The organism is Sphingomonas sp. Leaf4, assembly GCF_920939515.1.
Classification (GTDB): domain Bacteria; phylum Pseudomonadota; class Alphaproteobacteria; order Sphingomonadales; family Sphingomonadaceae; genus Sphingomonas.
On sequence record NZ_CAKLBB010000003.1, the window covers coordinates 94,415 to 117,596 of the forward strand.

General features: G+C 69.2%; 17 protein-coding genes. 8 read left to right on the plus strand and 9 right to left on the minus strand.

Going from position 1 to position 23,182, the window contains the following annotated elements:
• The first annotated feature begins 75 nt into the window (after window positions 1-75).
• Complete coding sequence (locus LRA89_RS05225; RefSeq protein WP_230769301.1) at window positions 76-786, plus strand: polysaccharide biosynthesis/export family protein; 711 nt, start codon at window positions 76-78, stop codon at window positions 784-786.
• 23 nt (window positions 787-809) lie between these two features.
• Window positions 810-3,032 carry a GumC family protein gene (locus tag LRA89_RS05230; protein ID WP_055760793.1) on the plus strand — a complete coding sequence of 741 codons (2,223 nt, stop codon included), beginning with the start codon at window positions 810-812 and terminating at the stop codon, window positions 3,030-3,032.
• A 10-nt stretch (window positions 3,033-3,042) separates the two neighbouring features.
• On the opposite strand, the gene LRA89_RS05235 is transcribed toward LRA89_RS05230, so the two are convergent.
• From LRA89_RS05235 to LRA89_RS05255, 5 genes are all read right to left on the minus strand, one after another.
• Window positions 3,043-6,258, minus strand: coding sequence for an error-prone DNA polymerase (locus LRA89_RS05235; RefSeq protein ID WP_230769302.1), 3,216 nt, complete (start codon window positions 6,256-6,258; stop codon window positions 3,043-3,045).
• 240 nt (window positions 6,259-6,498) lie between these two features.
• Window positions 6,499-8,049: a Y-family DNA polymerase gene (locus LRA89_RS05240; protein ID WP_230769303.1), complete on the minus strand. Its 1,551-nt coding sequence runs from the start codon at window positions 8,047-8,049 to the stop codon at window positions 6,499-6,501.
• Window positions 7,943-8,722: an ImuA family protein gene (locus tag LRA89_RS05245; RefSeq protein ID WP_230769304.1), complete on the minus strand. Its 780-nt coding sequence runs from the start codon at window positions 8,720-8,722 to the stop codon at window positions 7,943-7,945. Before LRA89_RS05245 ends, LRA89_RS05240 begins: the two co-directional genes overlap by 107 nt.
• 360 nt (window positions 8,723-9,082) lie before the next feature.
• On the minus strand, window positions 9,083-9,967 hold the full coding sequence (locus LRA89_RS05250) for a transglutaminase family protein (RefSeq protein ID WP_056496443.1): 885 nt from the start codon (window positions 9,965-9,967) through the stop codon (window positions 9,083-9,085).
• Window positions 9,967-12,453, minus strand: coding sequence for a circularly permuted type 2 ATP-grasp protein (locus tag LRA89_RS05255; RefSeq protein ID WP_230769305.1), 2,487 nt, complete (start codon window positions 12,451-12,453; stop codon window positions 9,967-9,969). The genes LRA89_RS05250 and LRA89_RS05255 overlap by 1 nt, the downstream gene beginning before the upstream one ends.
• 215 nt (window positions 12,454-12,668) lie before the next feature.
• On the opposite strand from LRA89_RS05255, the gene LRA89_RS05260 reads away from it, so the two are divergent.
• On the plus strand, window positions 12,669-13,199 hold the full coding sequence (locus LRA89_RS05260; protein WP_230769306.1) for a hypothetical protein: 531 nt from the start codon (window positions 12,669-12,671) through the stop codon (window positions 13,197-13,199).
• A gap of 4 nt (window positions 13,200-13,203) precedes the next feature.
• Here LRA89_RS05260 and LRA89_RS05265 read toward each other — a convergent pair whose 3' ends face one another.
• Entirely contained in the window at window positions 13,204-14,133 is a 930-nt protein-coding gene (locus LRA89_RS05265; protein WP_230769307.1) for an L-threonylcarbamoyladenylate synthase, read from the minus strand.
• Between the two features lie 68 nt (window positions 14,134-14,201).
• Between LRA89_RS05265 and LRA89_RS05270 the strand changes: the two genes are divergently transcribed.
• Entirely contained in the window at window positions 14,202-15,923 is a 1,722-nt protein-coding gene (locus LRA89_RS05270; RefSeq protein ID WP_230769308.1) for an acyl-CoA dehydrogenase, read from the plus strand.
• Window positions 15,924-15,938: 15 nt separating this feature from the next.
• On the opposite strand, the gene LRA89_RS05275 is transcribed toward LRA89_RS05270, so the two are convergent.
• The 3 genes from LRA89_RS05275 to LRA89_RS05285 form a co-directional block, all read right to left on the minus strand.
• A complete protein-coding gene (locus tag LRA89_RS05275) occupies window positions 15,939-16,136 on the minus strand; it encodes a hypothetical protein (RefSeq protein ID WP_055760813.1) in 198 nt (65 codons plus the stop codon).
• 149 nt (window positions 16,137-16,285) lie between these two features.
• Window positions 16,286-16,645, minus strand: a complete 360-nt coding sequence (locus tag LRA89_RS05280; protein ID WP_055760816.1) for a GntR family transcriptional regulator — start codon at window positions 16,643-16,645, stop codon at window positions 16,286-16,288.
• Between the two features lie 38 nt (window positions 16,646-16,683).
• Entirely contained in the window at window positions 16,684-17,265 is a 582-nt protein-coding gene (locus LRA89_RS05285; protein ID WP_230769309.1) for a nitroreductase family protein, read from the minus strand.
• Between the two features lie 141 nt (window positions 17,266-17,406).
• Between LRA89_RS05285 and LRA89_RS05290 the strand changes: the two genes are divergently transcribed.
• From LRA89_RS05290 to LRA89_RS05305, 4 genes are all read left to right on the plus strand, one after another.
• Window positions 17,407-19,038: a peptide MFS transporter gene (locus LRA89_RS05290; RefSeq protein WP_230769310.1), complete on the plus strand. Its 1,632-nt coding sequence runs from the start codon at window positions 17,407-17,409 to the stop codon at window positions 19,036-19,038.
• Between the two features lie 329 nt (window positions 19,039-19,367).
• Entirely contained in the window at window positions 19,368-19,787 is a 420-nt protein-coding gene (locus LRA89_RS05295; RefSeq protein WP_230769311.1) for a DUF2147 domain-containing protein, read from the plus strand.
• Complete coding sequence (gene mprF / locus LRA89_RS05300; protein WP_230769312.1) at window positions 19,780-22,383, plus strand: bifunctional lysylphosphatidylglycerol flippase/synthetase MprF; 2,604 nt, start codon at window positions 19,780-19,782, stop codon at window positions 22,381-22,383. Before LRA89_RS05295 ends, mprF begins: the two co-directional genes overlap by 8 nt.
• On the plus strand, window positions 22,380-23,135 hold the full coding sequence (locus LRA89_RS05305) for a virulence factor (RefSeq protein ID WP_230769313.1): 756 nt from the start codon (window positions 22,380-22,382) through the stop codon (window positions 23,133-23,135). Before mprF ends, LRA89_RS05305 begins: the two co-directional genes overlap by 4 nt.
• Window positions 23,136-23,182 lie beyond the last annotated feature (47 nt).

Sequence of the window (23,182 nt, forward strand, 5' to 3'; positions counted from 1 at the left end):
GATCGCGTGGGTTGCGGTATGCGGCCGTCAAAAAGAATGATACGGCCTGCACCGGGGTTTGAGCGGGATGATGGAATGACGCTTGGGGTAGCTTCTCGGCGACGAGCGTCGCTGACGGCGGTACTATGTCTGGTGGTCGGCGGGTGTTCGGGGCCGAACATCGGGCCGAACGTGCGGTCGGGCAGCGCGGCCTATGAGGTGATACCCGCACCGGTCGGCGAACTGACCGCGCAGGACTATCGCATCGGGCCGCTCGATTCGGTCGACATCACCGTGTTTCAGGAAGGCGACATCTCCAGCAAGGGCGTCGTCGTCGACGCCTCGGGCGATCTGTCGATGCCGCTGATCGGACGGATTCATGCCGGGGGGCTGACCACGACGCAGCTCGCCGAGGTGATCCGCCAGCGTCTCGGCGCACGCTTCTACGTCAATCCGCAGGTCAGCGTCGTCGTCTCCAGCTCGGTGTCGCAGCGCATCACCGTGCAGGGACAGGTGACGGAACCCGGCATCTACCCGATCCAGGGCGCGACCACGCTGCTCGACGCGATGGCGCTCGCCAAGGGCGAAACCGAGAATGCCGCGCTGAACGAAGTGCTGGTGATCCGCTATGTCGAGGGCAAGCGGATGGCGGCGGTGTTCAACGTCGCCCGCGTCCGTCGCGGCGACGATCCCGATCCGGCGATCCTCGCGCGCGACGTGGTGATCGTCGGCAACAGCAACCTCAAGAAGATCTGGCACGACACGCTGCGCGCCGCGCCGCTGTTCGGCGTCTTCACCCAATTCTGACGCTCGGGAACCAGGACCAGGCGATGATGCAACAGGCGACCGGCGGATTCGATACCGCCCCCGACCGGACGATCGGTCCGCGCGACACCGGCCGGCACGCAGCCGCGGCCGGCGACGATCCGTCGTTGCTGCCCGATGCGGAGGACGAGGCGGGTTTCGATCCGCGCGCCATCTGGGCGGTGGTCTATCGCAACCGGCTGGTGATGATCCTGATCGTCGCGCTGGCGCTGGTGCTGGGCGTCGTCTCGATCATGGTGACGCCGCGCATCTATCAGGCGCGCTCCAGCGTGCAGATCGATCAGCAGGTCGCCAAGGTGCTCGGCACCGAGGATTCGGAACCGGCCACCGCCGGCGGCGACGCCGACCGCTTCCTCCAGACGCAGGTCGACGTCATCAACAGCCGGGCGATGGCCAAGCGCGTGTCCGACAGCCTCGGGCTGGCGGCGAACGACGCCTTCCTCGAATCGATGGGCGGCCGGGCCAAATTGCCGGTACCGGGCGAACGTCGCATCGATCAGGTGCTCGACACGCTCCAGAACAATCTGAACGTCGACCTGCGCCGCAATTCGCGCGTGGTCGGCGTCCAGTTCAAGAGCCGCGACCCCGCCCTCGCCGCGCGCATCGCCAACAGCTATGCGAACAATTTCATCGAGAGCAACATCCAGCGCAAATTCTCGACCTCGGCCTATTCGCGTGAGTTCCTCCAGAATCAGCTCGGGCTGGCCAAGGGGCGGCTGGAAGCATCGGAGCGCTCGCTCATCAACTATGCCCGGTCGGCGCAGTTGATCGACGCCAGCACCGGCGCGCGCCGGACCGGCCAGCCCGATGGTCCGCAGTCGCTGGTGACGGCGAACCTCGTGCAGTTGAACGAAAGCTATGCGACCGCCGCCGCCGCGCGGGTGCAGGCGCAGCAGCGTTACGAACAGGCACGCGCCACGCCGCTGCTCTCACTGCCCGACGTCTTGTCGAACCCGGCGGCGCAGGAGATGCTGCAACGCCGCGCCGAACTGAACGGACAGCTCAACCAGCTTCGCGAACGATTGAAGCCCGATCACCCGACCGTGATCCAGGCGACGGCACAGCTCGACGCGCTCAACGCGCAGTTGAACCAGCTCGCCGGCAGCATCCTCGCGTCGATCCGCAACCAGTATCTGACCGCGCAGCGTCAGCAGGACGCGATCGACCGGCAGGTGTCGGGGCTGAAGAGCGCGACGCTCGCCGAACAGGATCGCGGCGTACAGTACAACATCTTCAAGCGCGAGGTGGATACCAACCGCCAGCTCTACGAAAGCCTGCTCCAGCGCTTCAAGGAAGTGAGCGCCGAAGCCGGTGTCGCGACCAACAACATCACGCTGGTCGACAGCGCCGAAGCACCGCGCCGGCCGACCTCGCCGCGCCCGCTCGTCAACATGGCGCTGGCGCTGGTGGCGGGCGTGTTCCTTGCTGGCCTCTATGCCTTCGGGCGTGAGCGGCTGGACGATGCGATCCGCGATCCGCGCGATGTGGAGACGAAGCTGCACCTGCCGCTGCTGGGCGTCGTGCCCGAACAGGAGGAGGGCGATCCGCTGGTCGCGCTGCGCGATACCAAGTCGGAGATCGCCGAGGCCTATTACGCGATCCGCACCTCGCTCGAACTGTCGTCGAACCAGGGGCTGCCACGCTCGCTGCTCGTCACCAGCAGCCAGATGGCGGAAGGCAAGTCGACCACCTCTTATGCCCTCGCCCGCGATTTCGCCTCGATCGGGCACAAGGTGCTGCTGGTCGATGCCGATCTGCGGCGGCCGTCGCTCCACCGGCTGATGAACATGAGCGCGGCCGACAAGGGCCTGTCGACCGTGCTCGCCCGGATGACCCCGGTCGAGGATGCGGTAGTGTCGACCGATACCGACAATCTGTCGTTCCTCCCCGCAGGCCCCTTGCCGCCCGATCCGGCCAATCTGTTCGCGGGCACCGTGCCGGCCGATCTGCTGGCGAAGCTCGGCGAACGGTACGACCTGATCGTGCTCGACGGGCCGCCGGTGCTGGCGCTGGCCGATGCGACCGCGCTCGCGTCGTCGGCTGCCGCGACGGTCATCATCGCCGAGGCGGGTGGCGCGCATTACGGGCAGGTGCGCAACGCCATCACCCGGCTGGTGCGCGCGCAGGGCCATGTGCTCGGCTGCATCGTCACCAAGTACAACCGCCGCAAGTCGGGCTATGCCGCGACCGGCAATTATTACCGCTACGATTACCGCGCGAAGGAATAGCGCGGGCGGCTCAATGGAAATCGCGCGACTTCGGCACCAGCCGGACGTCGCGCGGATGGCGCGCCGCCGGCGGGCGGGCGCCATCGCCGCTGCCGCTCCGGGGCGTCATTGGCCCGTCGCCCAGCGTATCGAGCAGCGTGCTGCCGTCCCACACCCGCGCGCCCATCAGGTGGACGACGCCCTCGGGGCTGCGCTGCACTTCGCCCTCCACCAGCATCAGCCGCGCGCCCATCACCTCGCGGCGATACGCCTCGAACAGTCGCGCCCACAGCACGACGTTGACGATGCCGGTTTCGTCCTCCAGCGTGACGAAGATCGCATTGCCCTTGCCCGGGCGCTGCCGCACCAGCACCAGCCCGGCGGTGGTGCAGCGCGTACCGGCCTTCGCCGCCCCCACCTGCGCGCAACTCGCCACCCGTCGCCGCTCCAGCCGCTCGCGCAGGAAGGCGAGCGGATGGCCTTTGAGCGACAGGCGCAGCGTCTGGTAATCGGTCACGACCTGTTCGACCGGCGGCATCGCCGGCAACGCCATCGCCAGTTCGATCCCCAGCTCAGCAGCGCGGGCATGGGCGAACAGCGGCAGTTCGGCATCGGGCGTCCGCCGCGCCTCCCATAATGCCTCGCGCCGGTCGAGCCCGATCGAACGGCACGCATCGGCATCGGCGAGCAGGCGCAGCGCGCGTTGCGGCAGCCCGGCGCGCCGGGCCAGTTCCTCGACCTGCGCGAACGGCCGCGCGGCGACGATCGCCTCGGCCCAATTTGCCCGGAACCCGTCGATCTGGCGAAACCCCAGCCGTAGCGCCTGCCCGCCATCTTCCAGCGTATTGTCCCAGTCGCTCACGTTCACGTCGATGTCGCGCACCGCCACGCCATGATCGCGCGCGTCGCGCACGATCTGGGCCGGGGCATAGAAACCCATCGGCTGCGAATTGAGCAGCGCGCAGGCGAAGGCGGCGGGATGGTGGCATTTGATCCACGACGAGACATAGACCAGCCGCGCGAACGACAGCGCATGGCTTTCGGGAAAGCCATAACTGCCGAACCCCTCGATCTGACGGAAGCAGCGCGCGGCGAACTCGGCTTCGTAACCGCGCGCGACCATGCCGTCGATCATCTGCTGGCGAAAGCTGTCGATCGTGCCGACGTTGCGGAACGTCGCCATCGCCCGGCGCAGCCGGTTCGCGTCGGCCGGGGAAAAGGCGGCGGCGGTGATCGCCAGCTTCATCGCCTGTTCCTGAAACAGCGGCACGCCGAACGTCTTGCCGAGCAGGACTTCCAGTTCGCGCGGATCGTGCGGCGGCTTGGGCGAGGGATAGGTGATCGCCTCCCTGCCCGATCGTCGCCGGAGATAGGGATGGACCATGTCGCCCTCGATCGGCCCCGGCCGGACGATCGCCACCTGCACGCTCAAATCGTATAGGTCCCTGGGTTTCAGGCGCGGCAGCATGTTGATCTGCGCGCGGCTCTCGACCTGGAACACGCCGATGCTGTCGCCGCGCTCGAGCATGGCGTACACTGCGGAATCGTCGGCGGCGAGATCGACGGTCAGGTCATGGTCGCCAAGGTCGTGGGCACGCAGCAGCGCGAACGCCTTGCGGATGCAGGTCAGCATGCCGAGCGCCAGCACATCAACCTTCATCAGCCCCAGCGCGTCAATATCGTCCTTGTCCCATTCGATGAAGGTCCGCCCCTCCATCGCGCCATTGTGGATCGGCACCATCTCGTCCAGCCGGCCCTGCGTCAGCACGAAACCGCCGACATGCTGCGACAGGTGGCGCGGAAATTTCAGTATCTGGTCGACCAGTCCGCGCAGTTGCGCGATCTGCGGGTCGTCCACGTCGAAGCCCGCGCTGGCATAGCGCCGCGCCTCCATCTCCCCGGCGAAACTGCCCCAGACGGTGCTGCCCAGCCGCTGGGTCACGTCGCGGGTCAGGCCGAGCACCCGGCCGACCTCACCCACCGCGCTGCGCGGGCGGTAATGGATGACGGTCGCGGCGATCCCGGCGCGCTCGCGGCCGTAACGGCGATAGATATACTGGATCACCTCCTCGCGGCGTTCATGCTCGAAATCCACGTCGATGTCGGGCGGCTCGCGGCGTTCCTCGGACACGAAGCGCGAGAACAGCAGGTCGTGGCTGCTGGGATCGACCGAGGTGACGCCCAACAGGAAGCAGACGATCGAATTGGCGGCAGAGCCGCGCCCTTGGCACAGGATCGGCGGATCGCACGATCGCGCGAAGCGGACGAGGTCGTGGACGGTCAGGAAATAATAAGCGTAGTTCTGGCTGCGGATCAGTGCGAATTCTTCGTCGAGGCGGCGGCGCACGCTGTCGGGAAAGTCGGTGCCATAGCGTTCGTGCGCGGCGGTCAGCACCAGATGTTCGAGCCAGTCCTGCGCTTCCCACCCCGGCGGCACCGGTTCGTGGGGATATTCATATTGGAGGTCGTCGAGCCGGAAGGCGATCCGCGCGAGAAAGGCAATGCTTTCCGTCACCGCCTGCGGGCAATCGCGGAACAGCCGCGCCATTTCGGCGGGGCCTTTCAGATGGCGTTCGGCATTGGCGGCAAGGCGGCGGCCGGCGGCGGCGATCGTCGTGCCCTCGCGGATGCAGGTCAGCACGTCGTGCAGCGGGCGCTGGGCCGGTTCGGCATAGAGCGCGTCGTTGGTGGCGATCAGCGGCACGCCCAGCCGCGCGGCCAGCGCGATCCGCGCCGCCAGCCGCCGCCGGTCGCGCCCGCCACGCGGCATCGTCACCGCCAGCCACACCCGGCCGGGGCAGATGTCGCGCAACCGGGCGAGCAGCACCGGATCGCCATGGGTCACGATCAGCAACAGCCCGTCGTGATATTCGAGGAGATCGGCGAGGCGCAGGTGGCACTCCCCCTTGCGCGCGCGCAGATTGCCGGTGGTGAGCAACCGCGTCAGCCGGCCCCATGCGGCACGATCGACCGGATAGGCGACGATGTCGGGCGTGCCGTCGTCGAACACCAGCCGCGCGCCGGAGACGAGGCGGAAGTCGACATCGGGCAGGCCCGCCGCCGCCATCTTCTCCCGCGCTTGCCTGAGCGCGACATGCGCCTGCACCACGCCGGCCACCGTGTTGCGGTCGGCGATGCCGAGTCCGCTCAGCCCGAGCGTGATCGCCTGTCCCACCATGTCGGCGGGATGCGACGCCCCGCGCAGGAACGAGAAGTTCGTCGCGGCGATCAGTTCGGCATGGGCCATGGCGTCAGCGGGACGGGCCAAAGTTTACAAAGTTTACACTAGTGGCGATGGTGCGCGCGCCGGCGGCGCAGGGGATGACGTGAGGATCAAGCCGTTCTACCCGCCCGCCTGCCACACCATATTTCGTCCTTCCCGCGAAGGCGGGAATCCATATGCGTCGACGGTTCGACCCTGTCCGCAGCGTCGGCGTGAATGGATTCCCGCCTTCGCGGGAAGGACGGCGGGCGGCGGGCCATTCGATCACGCGAACACCCCATGGACATACCACGCCGGGTCCGCCGTCTCGCGTTCGTACAGGCCGTGACGGAAAATCCAGTAGCGCCGCCCGCGCACGTCCTCGACCCGGTAATAGTCGCGGGTGCGCGCCTTGGCTTGCCCCCGCCGCCACCATTGCGCGGCGATCCGTTCCGGCCCCTCGAACCGGATCACGTCATGCTGTGCGCGGCGCCAGCGGAAGCGGTGGGGGGGACCGTCGGGCACTTCGGCCATCACCTCGATCCGTTGCGGCGGGTCGAACAGGTGGATCGGGCGGAGCGGCGGCTCGCCCGCCTCGGGCACGTCCCATGCGACCGGGGCCGGCGCGGCGTCCTGCGCGACGATCGTCAGTACCCCCTGTTCAGGCAGATGGCTGTCACCCGGGCGTACCCGCGATACCCGGCCGCGGCCCAGCCGGGTGCTGAGCCGGTCGACCAGCGCGGCCATCGCCTCCTCGCTCACCGTGCCGCCCTCCAGTTGCAACTGGGTGGGAATAAGCGGTTCGAGCGCGGGGACGCTCAGGCGGAGCATGTCGAAGCCGAAGCCGGGATCGAGCGGATCGGCGAGGCTTGCGATCCGCTCGCGCATCAGCCGCAGGATCGTCGGCGGTTCGCGGACCGGCAGCCCGCTGTCGACCGCCAGATCGCGCGTCGCGCCATCGGCCCGGTAGAGCCGCACCGCGAAGCGCCGCCCGCCGCGGTCGCGCGCAACCAGTTCGGCCTCTGCCTCGGCGGCAAGTTCACCGATCGCTGCCAGCACATCGGCGTCGCGCGCGATCGGTTCGGCGAAGCGCCGCTCGAAGAACAGCGCGGGCAGCGCGCGGCGCGGGCGCAGCCGCTGGTCGGCCTCGCCCAGCAGGCGTTGCAAGGCGGCGACCGTCTCCTCGCCGAAGCGCGCGGCGATCGGCGCGGTCGGGCGGCTCGCCAGATCGCCGATCGTCTTGAGCCCCGCCCGGCGCAGCGCCACCGCGATCTCGTCGTCCAGCCGCAGCGCCGCCACCCCCAGCCGGCGGATCGCCGCCGCCTCGCTGGCGGCCGGGGTGTGCTGGAACCGCGCCAGCGCCTGCGCCGCATCGGGCGTGTTGGCCAGCGCATGGCGCAGCGTGCCCGCCCGGGCGAACCGCGCCTCGACCTCGGCGACCAGCGCGCCCTCTCCGCCCCACAGATGCGCGCAGCCGGTGATGTCGAGCGTCACCCCGTCGCCGCCGTCGAGCGCCACCATCGGCGTATAGCGCTCGCACGCATCGGCCAGCGCCTCCAGCCAGCCGTGGTCGGCGAAGGGATCGGCATCGACGACGACCAGTTCGGGCAGCAGCGCGCGGGCGTCGGCCAGCGTCATGCCCGGTGCCAGCCCCCTGTCCGCCGCGACCGGATCGACAGCGGACAGGCGCAGCGCGCCGCGTACCGCCTCGACACAGGCAAGCGGCGTATCATCCGCTACGGCGGCGTGCGATTGGCGCCGCAACCGGTCGGTGGGCAGGAACGGCCACCACAGCGCCAGATGGCGCCTGCGGGGCGGTGAAGAGGGTCTGGTCACGGTTCCACTCCACTTGCCAGCGTCCCTCGGCCCCCCGGCCGCGCTGGCGCAACAATTCAATATCGAGCGTCGGATGCCCCGGCGCATTGGCCGCCAGCGGCTGCGACGCGCAGGATCGCACCGCCCAGCGGGTGTCGGCGGCACTCGCCACCGGCGTCGCGGCGATGCGCAGCAGCAACGTCGTTACCCCGCTTTCCTCCGCGGCAAGCGCGAGGCGGCGGCTGGCGGTCAGGTCGAGCACGCGGGGATCGCGGTGCAGTTCGACCACCGCGACGCCGACCCCGCCACAGCGCACCACGTCGGCGGCGGCGCGCAGCAGTTCGAGCGGCCCGGGCAACAGCACGATCAGCAGCCGGGCGGGATCGACGCCGATCTCGACCAGCCCCGGCGCATGAAGATGCCCGCCGGAGCGCACCGCCGCTTCCTCGCGCAGCCAAACGATGCCGCCGCCAAGGCGAATCGACACCATGCCGGCAAATCCGGTAGCGCTGCCGCCGTCGCCCGACTCGAGCGCGAAGATCTCGTGCAGCCGCCCGCGCGCGATCCCGCCGCCCAGCGCCGCATCCATGTCGGCATGACCGGTTGCCACCTGCACCGCCTGTACCGACTCGACGCGCCGCTCGATCGCGGCGATGCGACGCTTGAGGGTCAGGAGGGGCGACTCTTCGTTCATGATTTGTTCTTTATCGCCTGACCCGCCGGGGTTCGTCAATCGGGGATGGGCGTGGGGCTGTTCACGCGAAGGCGCGAAGGCCGCGAAGAAAGCAGAAGGATTGTTCGCGCAGAGACGCGGAGGCGCAGAGAGGGTACGCTTGCGGTAGCACCCTTCGTGTCCAATCATACCTTCCGTCATTCCCGCGAAGGCGGGAATCCATACACGCTGACGTCTGTGTAAATGCCCGAACGGCAGCGGCTATAGATTCCCGCCTTCGCGGGAATGACGAACATAATGTGCCATCGACACACCATCTCTGCGCCTCTGCGCGAACAATCCTTCTGCTTTCTTCTTCGCGGCCTTCGCGTGAAACCACCCTCACCCGATCGGCAACGGCTCCACATCGACCGAAACGTGCATCGTCTGCGCGCCCGATCCCAGCACCACGCCGTCGATCGGGGCGATGTCGGCATAGTCGCGGCCGATCGCCATCACGACATGGTCCTCGGCCATCCAGATGCCGTTGGTCGGATCGACCCCGACCCAGCCGAGCACCGGCCCGGCCCAGATCAGCACCCACGCATGCGTCGCATCGGCCCCGACCAGCCGCTCCTGCCCCGGCGGCGGCAGCGTGCGCAGATAGCCCGAGCAATAGGCCGCCGGCAGCCCGGCCGCGCGCAGCCCGGAGAGCATGATCTGCGCGAAATCCTGACACACCCCGCCGCGCTTGGCGAAGGCTTCGGCGATCGGCGTGTCGACCAGCGTTGCGGTCGGATCGAAGGCGAAGTCGCGCTGGATCGCCAGCGCCAACGCGATCGCCGCGTCGAGCACCCCGCGCGTGTCGGCCAGTTCGGCCGCGCACCAGCCTGCGATCGCGGGATCGAGCGGCACGTGCGACGAGGGAAACAGATAGCTCGCCGGGCTGGCCGGCCCCGCGTCGCGCACCGCCGCCGCCAGATCGCGCACCTCGGCGATCGTCGGGTCGTCCGCCGAGGGCATCGGGATCGGCCGGTCGACCCGCACGGTCGCCCGGCTCTCGATCGTCAGCGTGCGTTCGGGCCGTTCGACCACCAGCCGGGTGACGTTGGCGAGGCCCGCCTGCGCGCGCGCCGGGGCGGTATGGCCGCCCGGTTCGACGACCAGCGCATAGTCCTCCAGCTCCTGTCCCGACCACAGGATCGGGCGCAGCCGCAGGTTACAGCGTGCATAGCCCGCCGCCTCCTCGTAATCGAAGCGGGTGACATGGCGAATGGCATAGCGCATCATGCGAGGGTCAGCCCGGCTTCGCGCAGCGCCTGCGCGCCTTGCAGGAAATAGCGGGTGGCGATGGCGTCGGACAGTTTCTGCAACTGCTGGTTGATCTCTAGCACCCAGCCGCGATCGATCCGGTCGGCCGCCCCCATGGCGATGCCGGCGGTCAGCCGCGCGGCGATGCGCTGTTGCGGTTCGGCCAGCCCGGCATCGTTCAGCACCGGCAGCTTCGCCAGATGCCCGACGATCGTCTCCACCTGAAACGCGAGGCCGCGCGGATTGCCGGGGTCGAGCGCGATCAGGTCGATTACCGGCACCCGCGCGAAGCCGATCAGATAGCGCTGGCGATAGCTGATCTGGCTGTCGGCCAGGTCGAGCAGCGTCGACAGGTCCTCGCCGCTCGCCCGGCGCAGGTCGACCGCGAGCAAGGTGCGCGTGGTGGCCAGCGCGCGTTCGATGCGACGGCCCAGATCGTGGAACCGCCACGCATCGGTCCGCCCCATATGTTCGGCCGACAGCCCGGCCAGCGCGGCATAGCGGCGCTGCAACGTGCCTGCCCGGTCGAGCAGCGTGCCGCCGACCGGATGCGGCGCATCGAGCAGCCGCACCATGTCCGCCGACAACCGGTCGCGCGACACCGCGCCGATGCTGGCGGCCAGCGCGTTGACCGCGCGCACGCTGCCCCAGCCGTCGACCGCCTCCATCGCCGCGCGCGCGAAATCGACGAGGTCGCGGCGGCGGTGACTGGGCGGGCGGGGTGCCGCTCCGGTATCGGCGATGATCGTCACCAGCCGCTCGACCGTCTCGGGGGCCAGCGCCGCGCCGGTATCCGCCGAGATCGAATGGCCGAACAGCACGCGGATGACGCCGAGCAGCGCCTCGCCGCGTTCGAGATACCGCCCCAGCCAGAACAGATTGTCGGCGACCCGGCTGGGCAGCGTGCCAGGGTTGCGGCGCAACTCGACGCTGTCGGTCGGTTGCAGCAGCGAGACGGGCGCGACCGGATCGGGACCATGGACGATGACGTCGGCCGACCACGACCCCTCACCCATCACCGCCGCGCGCGGATCGGGCTGATCGCCGATGCGGACGAATCCGCCGGGCAGCACCTGCCATTCGCCCGCCGCGTCGCGCGCGGCGAACACGCGCAAGCTGAACGGGCGGGGTTCGAGGCCCTCGCCGCAGCCGGTCGGCATCGTCGAGAGTTGCGCGACCTCCTGCCCGATATAATCCTGCGGCCGCAGCGCCATCGCCGCCGCCAGCCGCTCGCGCTGACCCGCATCCAGCGTCGCGCCGAGTACCGGGCCGCCATCCAGCCCCAGCACGCCGGGCACGAACGCCGGGCCGACGACCAGTTGGTCGAGATTGTCCAGCACCCGCGCCCGGTCGGCGGCATCGCCGCACCACCATGTCGGGACGGAAGGCAGCGCCGGATCGCGGCCGAGCAGGTGCCGGCCGATCGCGGGCAGGAAGGCGGCGAATGCGGGCGATTCGAGGACGCCCACCCCCGGCGCGTTGGCGATGACGACATTGCCCGCCGCCATCGCATCGACCAGGCCCGGCACGCCGATCGTCGAGGTCGAATCGAACGCCAGCGGATCGATGAGCCGCGGATCGAGCCGCCGCCACAGCGCGTCGATCCGCTTGAGGCCGGCGATGGTGCGCACGTACAACTGGTCGTCGCGCACCGCCAGATCGGCGCCCTCGACCAGCAGGAAGCCCAGATAGCGCGCGAGATGCGCCTGTTCGGCATAGCTGGGGTTGAGCTTGCCCGGCGTCAGCAGCCCGATGCGCGGTTCGGCGCGGCGGCACGCGGCGGCGATCCCGGCGCGCACCCCGGCGAAGAACGGCGCGTGCCGCTCGACGTTCAGCCGCGCGGGCAGCGCGCCCAACGTCCGCCCCATCGCCAGCCGGTTTTCCAGCGCATAGCCCGCCCCCACCGGCATGCGGACATGATCGGCCAGCACGCGCCAAGTGCCGCCGGGATCGCGCGCGAGATCCATCGCGATGAAATGCAGTTGATGCCCGCCGGGCGGCACCAGCCCGACCATCGGGCGCAGGAACAGCGGCGATCCCGTCACCAGCATCGCCGGCAGCACGCCGTCGGCCACCAGCCGCTGGTCGCCATGGATGTCGGCGACGATCGATTCGAACAGTCCGGCACGTTCGGCGACGCCGTGGGCGATGCCCTGCCATTCGGCCTTGCCGATCAGCAGCGGGACCGGCGAGAGCGGCCAGCGCCGCTCCTCGCTCTCGCCCGCCACGCGGTAGACGGTGCCGATGTCCTCGGCATGACGCTGCGCCCGTTCGCGCGCCGGGGCCATCGTCTCGCCCGACAGCGTCGCCAGTTCCTCGAACGCGATCGCCCATGCCGCGCGGTCGCCCTCGCTCGCGTCGCACAGCATGTCGCCGCGCGGCGCGCGGGCGCAATAGTCGCGCACCCAGCGTTCGGCGGTCACGCCCGCGTCCAGCAGTCCGTTGTTCGCGTGGATCGCCATGCGCTCCCCCAATCCCTGCACCTCCAAGCATGGGCGGCGGAAAGGCGCAACCGCTTTGGGGTATGCGGCGTACCGGTGCAGGATCGAAAAACGCGGCACGCGGTCGTCGTGCAACGCAGGGTGCCCGAAGCGCGGCGTTCGGCAGAGTCTGTGGATGGCTCGACCAAACGACGCGGGCAGTTCCCAAAAATGCGGGAGTCCGTCAGAACGGACCCATGCCCGTCGTCGAGTTCGAGAACCGCAAACAACGTCCGCTTGTCCTGTCGATCGAACCGACAGGTGATCGGATCGAGGTTCCGCCGCTTGGGCGCGCCGCCATCCGCTATTCGCTGCCCGAACATGCAGAGGATCGTTACCATGCCGCGATCGGCGAACACAGGATCGACGTCTGGTGCGACGCAGGGGACTATGAGGTCGACATCGTTCCCCCGTCGCCATCGGACCGATTGCTGTGGGCGATTTGCGTGGAACTTGGCTACTGCGGTGGTGTCGTCGATGGCGAGCCCGTTACCGTAACCGACCTGATCCCTTCGGCGGGTGTACTGACCGCCGAAGAATTTGCAGAGCTGGTGATACGGGCGGACGGCTGGCCCGCGTCAAGCCCCCTGCCGGACAACGCACTACGACGGCTTCAGACGAAGTTTGTCGAATGTTTCGGACGAACCTCGGTCGAGGCGGACGTGTTTCATCGCGTCACCCGGCGACCGTTCGATCGTGATCCTGCACAGCAGCGATATACAGCCTGAATGGCTACACCGCCGCCCGCCGCAACCGGTCGTTGATCGCCGCGCCCAGCCCGTCCTCCGGCACCGGGGCCACCGCGATCGACCGGGCATCGCTCCGGTCCGCCCGGTGCAGCGCATCGAACAGCGCCGCCGCCGCCTCGCTCAGATCACCGCTTGCCGACAGCGTGGCGTCGCCCGTCACCGCGCCGAAGCCGATCCGCCATTCGCCTGCGCGCCACCCGGTCGCGTTCAGGCGCAGCGGCTTGCCCGGTGCGTAATGGCTGGCGAGCTGGCCCGGTGCCTCGATCCCCGCGCCCGCGCCGCCGACCGGCACGCCCAACAGCCCGGCGACGTCCTCGCGCGCGATCGGGCCGGGGCGTAATTGCCGCACCGCGCCGCCGACACAGGCGATGATCGTCGACTCCAGCCCCCGCGCGGTCGGCCCGCCGTCGATCACCAGCGGTATCCGCCCGTCGAGGCTGCGCAGGACATGCCCGGCGCGGGTCGGGCTGATCGATCCGCTGGCATTGGCCGATGGCGCCGCCAGCGGCTTGCCGCATGCCGCCAGCAACGCCTGCATCGCATCATGCGCCGGCACGCGCAGCGCGATCGTCGGCAATCCCGCCGTCACCAGCGAGGCGATCCCCGTATGCTCGCGCAGCGGCAACACCAATGTCAGCGGCCCCGGCCAACAGGCATCGGCCAACCGCGTGGCATGGTCGTCGAACACCGCCAGCGCCTCGGCCGCCACCCGGTCGGGCACATGGACGATCAGCGGATTGAACGACGGCCGTCCCTTGGCCGCATAGATGCCGGCGACGGCGCGCGAATCGGTGGCGTCGGCGGCGAGGCCATAGACCGTTTCGGTCGGCACCGCGACGCAGCCCCCGTCCGCGATCACCGCCGCCGCCGCTGCGATCCCCGCGCTGCCGTAAGGGAAGGTCCGGGTGGTCATCGAGGGATTTGGAAGCGCCATGATTTGGGGGCTATAGCCTATCGCAAAACAGAAACGAGAGAGGGCAAATGGACCTGACCCCCGCCACCGCCGAACAGCGGTTCGCGCTGACCCATGCCGCCGGTATCGAGGGGCTCGCGCAAAGCGAACGCTTCGCCGAGGCGACCCCCGACATGCTCGACGCCATCCTCGACGGGATCGGCCAGTTCGCGGCGGGCGAATGGCGGCCGCTCGACCGCGCGGGCGATAGCGTCGGTGCGCGCTGGACGCCGCAAGGGGTGGTGATGCCCGATGGCTACCGCGCCGCCTATCAGGCCTATGTCGCGGGCGGATGGGGCACGATCGGGTCGCCGGTCGACCATGGTGGACAGGGCATGCCGTTCGCGGTCGCCACCGCCGTCCTCGAAACGCTCGGCACCGCCAACATGGGGTTCGCGCTCGCCCCCACCCTTACGGTCGGCGCGGTCGAGGCGCTGGTCCATCACGGCAGCCCCGAACAACAGGCGCGCTACCTGCCGCACCTCGCCACCGGAGCATGGACCGGCACGATGAACCTGACCGAGCCACAGGCCGGATCGGACGTCGGCGCGCTCGCGACCCGCGCCGAACCGGCGGAGGGTGGCAACTGGCGGATCACCGGCACCAAGATCTACATCTCGTTCGGCGATCACGACATGGCCGACAATATCGTCCACCTCGTCCTCGCCCGTACGCCGGGGGCGCCAAAGGGGACCAGAGGCATCTCGCTGTTCCTCGTTCCCAAATACCGGCTGAACGCGGACGGGACGCCGGGCGAGCCGAACGACATCCGCGTCGTCTCGATCGAACACAAGATGGGGCTGCACGCCTCGCCCACCTGCGTCCTGTCGTTCGGCGACAGTGGCGACTGCATCGGCGAGCTGATCGGCGGCGAGGGCGGCGGCATGCGCGCGATGTTCACGATGATGAACAACGCCAGGCTGAACGTCGGTCTGCAAGGCGTGCAGGTGGCCGAGGCGGCGACGCAGCGCGCGATCGCCTATGCCCGCGACCGGGTGCAGTCGGCGCGCGCCTCGGCACCGGGCGCACCGGTCGCGATCATCGAGCATCCCGACGTGCGCCGCATGCTGCTGCGGATGACCGCGCAGACGATGGCGGCGCGCGCGCTGGTCTATTACGCTGCCGGACAGGTCGATCGCGCGACGCTGGGGATGGCGGGGGCCAAGGCGCGGCTCGACCTCGTCACTCCGCTCGCCAAGGCGCACGGCACCGACATCGGCTGCGAGGTCGCCAGCCTCGGCATCCAGGTCCATGGCGGCATGGGCTATATCGAGGAGACGGGGGCCGCGCAGCATTTCCGCGACGCGCGCATCACCCCGATCTATGAGGGCACCAACGGCATCCAGGCCGCCGATCTGGTCGGACGCAAGCTGGTCGGCGACGGTGGCGCGGGGCTGGAGGCGCTGTTCGCCGAGATGGCGGGCGAGGTCGGCCATGCCGCGCTCGCCGACCTGCTGGGCGATACCCGCGCGGTGGCGCGCTGGATGCTGGAGGCGGATACCGACGACCGGCTGGCGGGCAGCTATCCGTTTCTCACCATGGTTTCGACCACGGTCTGCGGCTGGCTGCTCGAACGGCAGTCGCGCGCGCTGGACGATCATGGCGATCCCGACTTCGCGGTCCGCAAGCGGGCGGCCGTCGCCTTCTACCTCGATCGGATCGTGGCCGAAGCGCGCGGCCTCGGCATGGCGGCGATGGCCGGGGCGGCGGGCCTCTATACCCTGACGGCGGAGCAGTTCGCGGCGCGCTGAGGCGCGCCGCCGGCGTCAGGCGGCGATGCCCGGCCGGGTTAGCAGGTGCGTCGGGCGCACCGCGTTGTTGATCGGCAACGTGTCGCCGCAACAGGCGCATTCGGCGATCACCCGTCCGACGTTCCACTGCGACGCGCCGCAGGTCGGGCAGTTATTGTGACCATGTAGCGCAAAGACCGGCACCCGCGTGCCGATGACGACCGTTCGGTCCATGGCGTTCTCCCTGAGCGGGGAGGAACGTCGCGTGCGCGTCACGGTTCCGTAACGAAGCCATAGGAAGAACCGGATCGGGGACAAGGGTTCCGCTCGTACAAAGTCGTTGGCCGATTGCCGACCACGGCCGACCGCAAACCGGCGCCGGATCAGGCGATCGCCCGATCCTCCAGCAGCGCGCGGGGGTCAAGCCCCAACAGGTCGATATGCTGGCGGATACGCGGCCAGTGTCCGGTCAGGAAGCGTTCGCGCTCGGCCACGCACAGCCGCTCGACCGCGCCGGGCAGCACGAACATGCCCACGCCGCGCCGGACCTCGACATAGCCGTCGTCCTGGAACGTCTGATAGGCCTTGGCGACGGTCAGCGGGTTCGCGCCATGTTCGGCGGCGAAGGCCCGGACCGAGGGCAACTGGTCGCCCGCGCGATAGTCGCCGCGCAGGATCGCCGCTGCGACGAGCGCGCGCAGGCGGAGATAGACGGGCGTGTCTTCATGGTCGATCGCTGTCATGCTGGATTAATACAGCAACCACCGCCGAAGTCCATCGTTCATCCGGCCCAGCGAGTACCGATCCGCGCCATGTCAGGACGCGGCCGCTCGTCGAGCGGGCGGCCGGGCGACCCGAAATAGAAGAATCCGACGATGCGCTCGCCCGCACCGCCAAAGGCATCGCGCACGGTCTCGTTCTCCGCCGCCCAGCCGGTCAGCCAGCTACCGACATAGCCCAGCGCATGGCCGGCATGCAGCAGGTTCATCGCCGCCGCCCCCGCCGACAGTTCCTGTTCCCAAAGCGGGATGTGGCTTGGGATGACCGGCGCGGACAGCATGACGACCAGCGCCTCGCCCTCGTGCGCGAACCGGTCGCAGGCGTCCAGTTGCGCCTCGGTCGCTTGGCGGTTGGCGGCGGTGAAGGCGTCGCGCAGCAACCGCGCCAGCGCCTCGCGCCGGTCGTTCGGCACGATCACGAAGCGCCACGGCGCCAGCTTGCCGTGGTCGGGCGTGCGCGCGGCGATGGCGATCATCCGGTCCAGTTCGGCGTCGTCCGGCCCCGGCGCCACCATGTCGCGCGGCTTGCCCGACCGGCGGGTGATAAGGTGGGCGAGCAGCGACGAGCGATCGTTGAAGGTCATGGCGCGGCAGGTAGGCACTGACGCCACCACGCACAATGCGCTTGGCATTGCCGTTTTCGCCGTTAGGCTCGCGCCATCCGCGAACCCCAGCGCCGTACCCGGCAGCAGGGACGCCTATTTGTTTCGGGGGATGCGAGTACCGTGTTTGGCCTACCCATTATTCCATCGATCGCGGCGGGGTTCCTGATCCTGCTGCTGGCGCTGGGCGGTGTCGCCGCTGCGTCGAAGGGCGAAGAGTTCGCCGGCCATCCCAAGGGGCTCTACGTCCTGTTCTTCGCCGAAATGTGGGAGCGCTTCTCCTACTATGGCATGCGTGCGCTGCTGATCTTCTACCTCACCAAGCACTGGCTGTTCGGCGACAGCCAGTCCACGCTGATCTACGGTGCCTATACCTCGCTGGTCTATATCACCCCGGTACTGGGCGGCTATCTCGCCGACCGCTATCTGGGGCAGCGCAAGGCGGTGCTGTTCGGCGCGGTCGTCCTCACCATCGGCCATCTGCTGATGGCGTTCGAGGGGCAGAGCGGCATCACCGATCCGCTGGTCAAGCAGGCCGATCCGGCGATCAACATCTTCTGGGCGGCGCTCGCCTGCATCATCGTCGGTTCGGGCTTCCTGAAGGCGAACATCTCGGTGATCGTCGGGCAGCTCTACAGCCGCACCGATGTGCGCCGCGATGGCGCCTACACCATCTTCTACGTCGGGATTAACGTCGGCGCGGCGCTCGGCGTCATCTTCGCGGGCTATCTCGGCGAAACCTATGGCTGGTCCTACGGCTTCGGCGCGGCGGGCATCGGCATGCTGCTGGGGCTGCTGGTGTTCGTGCTCGGCAAGCCGCTGCTGAAGGGTCAGGGCGAGGCTCCCCGCCCGCTCGCCAAAAGCACCGAATGGACGCTGTACGCGCTCGGCCTCGCCTCGATCGGCGTCATCTGGGCGCTGATCCAGTACAATTCGGTCATCGAGACGCTGCTGATCGTCTCGGGTGTCGCGCTGCTCGGCTATGTCCTGTTCGAATCGTTCAAGCTGCCCAAGGAACCGCGTGAACGGATGTTCGCCATCCTGTTCCTGATCGCGCTCAACCCGGTGTTCTGGGGCCTGTTCGAACAGGCGGGTGGGTCGCTCAACCTCTATACCGACCGCTATGTCGATCGCGGCGGGGTGCCCGCATCGCTGTTCCAGTCGATCAACTCGATCTACATCGTGATCTTCGGTCCCATCTTCGCAGCACTCTGGGTGGCGCTGGGCAAGCGCCGGGTCGAACCCTCCGCCCCGGCCAAGTTCGCGCTGGCGCTGCTACAGGTCGGCTTCTCGTTCCTAGTGTTCGTCTGGGGTGCGCGGAGCGTCGGGCCGGAAATCGCGACGCCGGTGCTGTTCGTGTTCCTGATCTACTTCTTCCAGACCACCGGCGAGCTGTGCCTGTCGCCCGTCGGCCTCTCGGCGATGAACCGGCTGGCGCCCAAGCACCTCGCCAGCCTCATCATGGGTGCATGGTTCTACATGACGGCGGTCGGCAATTTCGTCGCGGGCAAGATCGGCGAGGCGACCGGCGGCGAAGGCGGCGAGATGACCAAGGAGGGCACGCTGTCGGTCTATGCGACGATCGGCTGGTGGACGATCGGCATCGGGCTGGTCGTGCTGCTGCTCTCGCGGTTCGTCACCCGCTGGATGCACCTCGGCTCACTGTCGGACGAGGTGGACCATTCGCTCGCCGGACAGGCGGAGATCGGCGAACCCAAGGCGGCGGGCGTCGACGTGTGGAAGGAACAACGCTGATCCCGGCTACGGCTACGGCCGGCTGGCTTACAGACCCCCGCCCCGGCCGACCGGGGCGGGGGTTTTTGTTTGAAGCCGCCCCCACAACTTGCCCGTCATTCCCGCGCAGGCGGGAATCCATACACGCCGACGATCCGGCAGGAGTCGAAACGGTAGCGTCTATGGATTCCCGCCTTCGCGGGAATGACGATGAGCTGGAATTGATTTCGGTCCGCTCAGCCAAACGTCGCGCCTTCGCGCTCCAACATTACCGATTGTTCAGCGCGCGCTGACCCTGCGGCAAGCTGCGCCCGGGCAAAAGTGTCCTCATGAACAACGGGGGCGCGACGATGAAACGGTGGATGGCTTGGGGCGCATCGCTGACGCTCGGGCTGGCCAGCCCGGCGCTGGCCGCCGACGCGGTGCCGGTGGGCGACTGGATCGGGCCGCATGCCGATGTCGCGGTGCGGACCGGTCCGTGCGGGACGATGCTGTGCGGCCGGGTGGTGTGGGCCAGTCCATCGGCGCGCGCGCATGCCGGCGATGGTGGCATCACCCGGCTGATCGGCACCGAACTGCTCGAAGACTATCGCAGCGACGGCACGCATGGCTGGCGCGGCACGGTGTTCGTCCCCGACCTCGGCACCCGCTTCGCCTCGCGGATCGAACAACCCGCGCCCGATCGCCTGCGGATCGCGGGCTGCATGCTTGGCGGGCTGATCTGCCGCAGCCAGACGTGGCACCGGATCGATCGGCTGCCCGGTGCCTGACCCCCGCGCCTTCCTCGCCCGCCATCGCACCGCGATCGGCATCCTGCTGGTCGCCGCGCTCGTCGCGCTGGGCTTCACCGCGCTGGAGACGCTGACCCGCGAAATCCGCTTCGACGACGTGGCCCATGCGATCCATGCGCTCTCGCCGGTGCGGGTCGTCCTCGCGCTGCTGTGTACCGCGGGCAGCTATCTCGCGCTCACCTTCTACGACGTGCTGGCGCTTCGCGTCATCGGCCGGCCGCTGCCGTGGCGCACCGCCGCGCTCGCCTCGTTCACCAGCTATACGCTCAGCCACAATCTCGGCCTGTCGCTGCTGACCGGCGGGTCGGCGCGCTACCGCATCTACAGCGGCGCGGGGCTCGACGGGCCGGATGTCGCCCGCGTCGTCGCGGTGGCCAGCGGCACCTTCTGGGCCGGGGTGGTCACGGTCGGCGGCGTAGCACTCCTCCTCCATGACGGCGCGCTGACGCTGGCGGGGTGGACGCTGGGGCAAGGCGCGACCCGGGCGCTGGGCATGGGCGTTCTCGCGCTCACCATCGCGCTCCTCGCCGGCTGCGCCTTCGCCCCCCGCCCGCTCCGCCTGTTCGGCATGGCCGTTCCGCTGCCCAGCCTCGCCCAAGCGCTGGCGCAGATCGGCATCGCCGTCGTCGACATCGCCTTTGCCAGCACGGCGCTGTTCGTGCTGATCCCGGGGGGACAGGCCGCGCTGCTGCCCGCCTTCATCCTCGCCTTCACCCTCGGCATGGTCGCGGCGGTCGTCACCCACGTTCCGGGCGGCATCGGCGTGTTCGAGGCGGTGGTGCTGGCGGTGGTGCCGGTCGATCGCGCCACGCTGTTCGCCGCGCTGATCGCCTACCGCGTCGTCTATTATCTGCTGCCGCTCGGCCTCGGTGTCGCGCTGCTCGCCGTGTATGAAGGCGCGCGGCGGCGGCACAGCCGGTGGCTGACCGGCCTGCGCGCGGTCGCCACCGGCGTGGCCCCGCTGGCGCTCGGCGCGGCGACGTTTCTGGGCGGGGCGATGCTGCTGCTGTCGGGCTCGCTCCCCTCGATCCACGGGCGGATGGGCGACCTCGCCGATCTGCTGCCATTGCCGCTGATCGAGGCGAGCAACGTCGCGGCCAGCCTGATCGGCACCACGCTCCTGCTGCTCGCTCCGGCGCTCTACCGCCGCCTCGATGGCGCGTTCGTCGCCGCCCGCACGCTGTTGATCGCAGGGGCGGTCTTTTCGCTCGGCAAGGGGATCGATTACGAAGAGGCCTGCGTCTGCCTGATCCTCGTCGCGCTGCTGCAATGGACGCGCAGCGCCTTCTACCGCCGCACCACGCTCACCAGCCAGCCGATCGCGCTGCCGTGGCTGGCATCGATGGTGGCGGTGATCGGCCTGACGATCTGGTCGGGGTTCTTCGCCTATCGCCACGTCCCCTATTCTGACGACCTGTGGTGGCGCTTCGCGCTCTACAGCGATGCGCCGCGCTTCCTGCGCGCGCTGCTGGGGGTCGCGGTGGTGCTGGCGGCGGCGTGCGTCTGGCGGCTGATGGCCCCGTCGCGCGTCCGCGCGGGGTTGCAGGCGAGCGTCGCCGACCAGCGCAGCGTCCGCGACATTCTGGATCAGGCGGTCCGCACCGATGCGATGCTCGCGCTGACCGGCGACAAACGCTTCCTGCTGTCGGCGGAGGGCGATGCGTTCCTGATGTATCAGGTATCGGGCGCGAGCTGGATCGTGATGGGCGATCCCGTCGGCCCGCGTGCCGCATGGGGCGAGCTGTTGTGGAACCTGCGCGATCTCGCCGACCGCGAACAGGGCCGGCTGCTGCTCTACGAAGTCTCCTCGCCGGTGCTCGACATCGCGATCGGCATGGGGCTGACCATCGTGAAGTTCGGCGAGGATGCGGTGGTCGACCTCACGGAGTTCACGCTCGACACCCCGCGTCTGCGCACGCTGCGCAAATCCGAACGCGCGGTGGCACGCAAGGGCGCGGTGCTGGAGATCGTCCCCGCCGCGCGGCTCGATACGATCCTGACCGAGATCACCGAGGTTTCCGACGAATGGCTGCGGATCAAGGGCCAGCAGGAAAAGGGGTTCAGCCTCGGCCATTTCGATCCCGCCTATCTCGCCCATTTCGACATGGGGCTGGTGCGGATCGACGGGCGGATCGTCGCCTTCGCCAATCTGTGGCTCACCGCCGGCCGCACCGAAGCCTCCGTCGACCTGATGCGCCACCGCGAGGATGCGCCGGGGGGGACGATGGATTTCCTGATGGTGAACCTGATGCTGTGGGCGAAAGGACAGGGCTATGCCCGCTTCTCGATCGGCATGGCGCCCTTGTCAGGGATCGAGGACCGCCGGCTGGCCCCGGCATGGGCCAAGGCGGCGGCGTTCGTGTTCCGGCATGGCGAGCGCTTCTACGGCTTTCGCGGCCTGCGCACCTACAAGGAGAAATTCGCCCCCGCATGGGAGCCGCGTTACATTGCGGGGCCGACCGGCGTCGCGCTCCTGAAAGGATTGCGCGACCTCTCGCGCCTGATCGGCCGGCCGCAGCCCGCCGCGCCGTTCCCGCCCGCCGATGCCCGGTTCGATCTTGAGGAGGCCCTATGACCCGCTCCCCCCGTCAGCGGCGCGGCGCTCGCCGTCGTATCCTCGGCTGGTCGGCGCTCGCCGCCGGGCTGCTGGTGCTGCTGGCGCTCGCCGCCCCCGCGCTGCACCTGATCGACAATCACGCGCTGCGCCTGTTCCGCGGCAACGGCGAGCGCAACCCGAAGGTCGTGGCGGTCTATCTGTCGGGCGACATGGGGCTGCGCTTCGGGCTCGGCGCAAAGGTCGTCCCCGCGCTCGCCGCGCACGGCATCCCGGTGGTCGGCGTCAGTTCGCCCGTCACCTTCGGCACGCGCCGCAGCCGGGCGGAGGCCGACGCGATCGTCGCCAACGCCATCCGCACCGCGATGGCGCGGACCGGCGCGACCCGCGTACTGCTGATGGGCCAGTCGTTCGGCGCCGACATCGTTTCGGCGGTGGCACCCGACCTGCCCGCCGACCTGCGCCCGCATATCGCCGCGATCAACGTCGTCGTGCCGGCGCAAAGCGTGTTCTTCCGCTCGGACCCGACCGGCATCCTCTATCACGGCACCCCCGACGCATGGCCCTCGGCGGGAATGCGGCGGCTCGACTGGGCACCGGTCATCTGCATCCATGGCCGCGACGAGCGCGAGAGCCTGTGCCCGACGCTCGCCGGCACGAAGGCACAGGTGATCGGCCTGCCCGGCGGACATTTTCTGCGCAACGACGACAAGCTGGTCATCGCCACCATCCTCGCGGCGCTGCGCTCCGCAGATCCGACGATACTGCGTTGATCCTGCTCATCCTTTCGACGGTGTGATAGAAGCGCAACATGCGCATA

Excerpts from the sequence above, each read along its gene's own strand:
- LRA89_RS05225 (WP_230769301.1), top strand. The coding sequence starts at position 76 with ATGACGCTTGGGGTAGCTTCTCGGCGACGAGCGTCGCTGACGGCGGTA.
- LRA89_RS05230 (WP_055760793.1), top strand. The coding sequence starts at position 810 with ATGATGCAACAGGCGACCGGCGGATTCGATACCGCCCCCGACCGGACG.
- LRA89_RS05235 (WP_230769302.1), bottom strand. The coding sequence starts at position 6,258 with ATGGCCCATGCCGAACTGATCGCCGCGACGAACTTCTCGTTCCTGCGC.
- LRA89_RS05245 (WP_230769304.1), bottom strand. The coding sequence starts at position 8,722 with ATGAACGAAGAGTCGCCCCTCCTGACCCTCAAGCGTCGCATCGCCGCG.
- LRA89_RS05250 (WP_056496443.1), bottom strand. The coding sequence starts at position 9,967 with ATGCGCTATGCCATTCGCCATGTCACCCGCTTCGATTACGAGGAGGCG.
- LRA89_RS05255 (WP_230769305.1), bottom strand. The coding sequence starts at position 12,453 with ATGGCGATCCACGCGAACAACGGACTGCTGGACGCGGGCGTGACCGCC.
- LRA89_RS05260 (WP_230769306.1), top strand. The coding sequence starts at position 12,669 with ATGCCCGTCGTCGAGTTCGAGAACCGCAAACAACGTCCGCTTGTCCTG.
- LRA89_RS05265 (WP_230769307.1), bottom strand. The coding sequence starts at position 14,133 with ATGACCACCCGGACCTTCCCTTACGGCAGCGCGGGGATCGCAGCGGCG.
- LRA89_RS05270 (WP_230769308.1), top strand. The coding sequence starts at position 14,202 with ATGGACCTGACCCCCGCCACCGCCGAACAGCGGTTCGCGCTGACCCAT.
- LRA89_RS05275 (WP_055760813.1), bottom strand. The coding sequence starts at position 16,136 with ATGGACCGAACGGTCGTCATCGGCACGCGGGTGCCGGTCTTTGCGCTA.
- LRA89_RS05280 (WP_055760816.1), bottom strand. The coding sequence starts at position 16,645 with ATGACAGCGATCGACCATGAAGACACGCCCGTCTATCTCCGCCTGCGC.
- LRA89_RS05285 (WP_230769309.1), bottom strand. The coding sequence starts at position 17,265 with ATGACCTTCAACGATCGCTCGTCGCTGCTCGCCCACCTTATCACCCGC.
- LRA89_RS05295 (WP_230769311.1), top strand. The coding sequence starts at position 19,368 with ATGAAACGGTGGATGGCTTGGGGCGCATCGCTGACGCTCGGGCTGGCC.
- LRA89_RS05305 (WP_230769313.1), top strand. The coding sequence starts at position 22,380 with ATGACCCGCTCCCCCCGTCAGCGGCGCGGCGCTCGCCGTCGTATCCTC.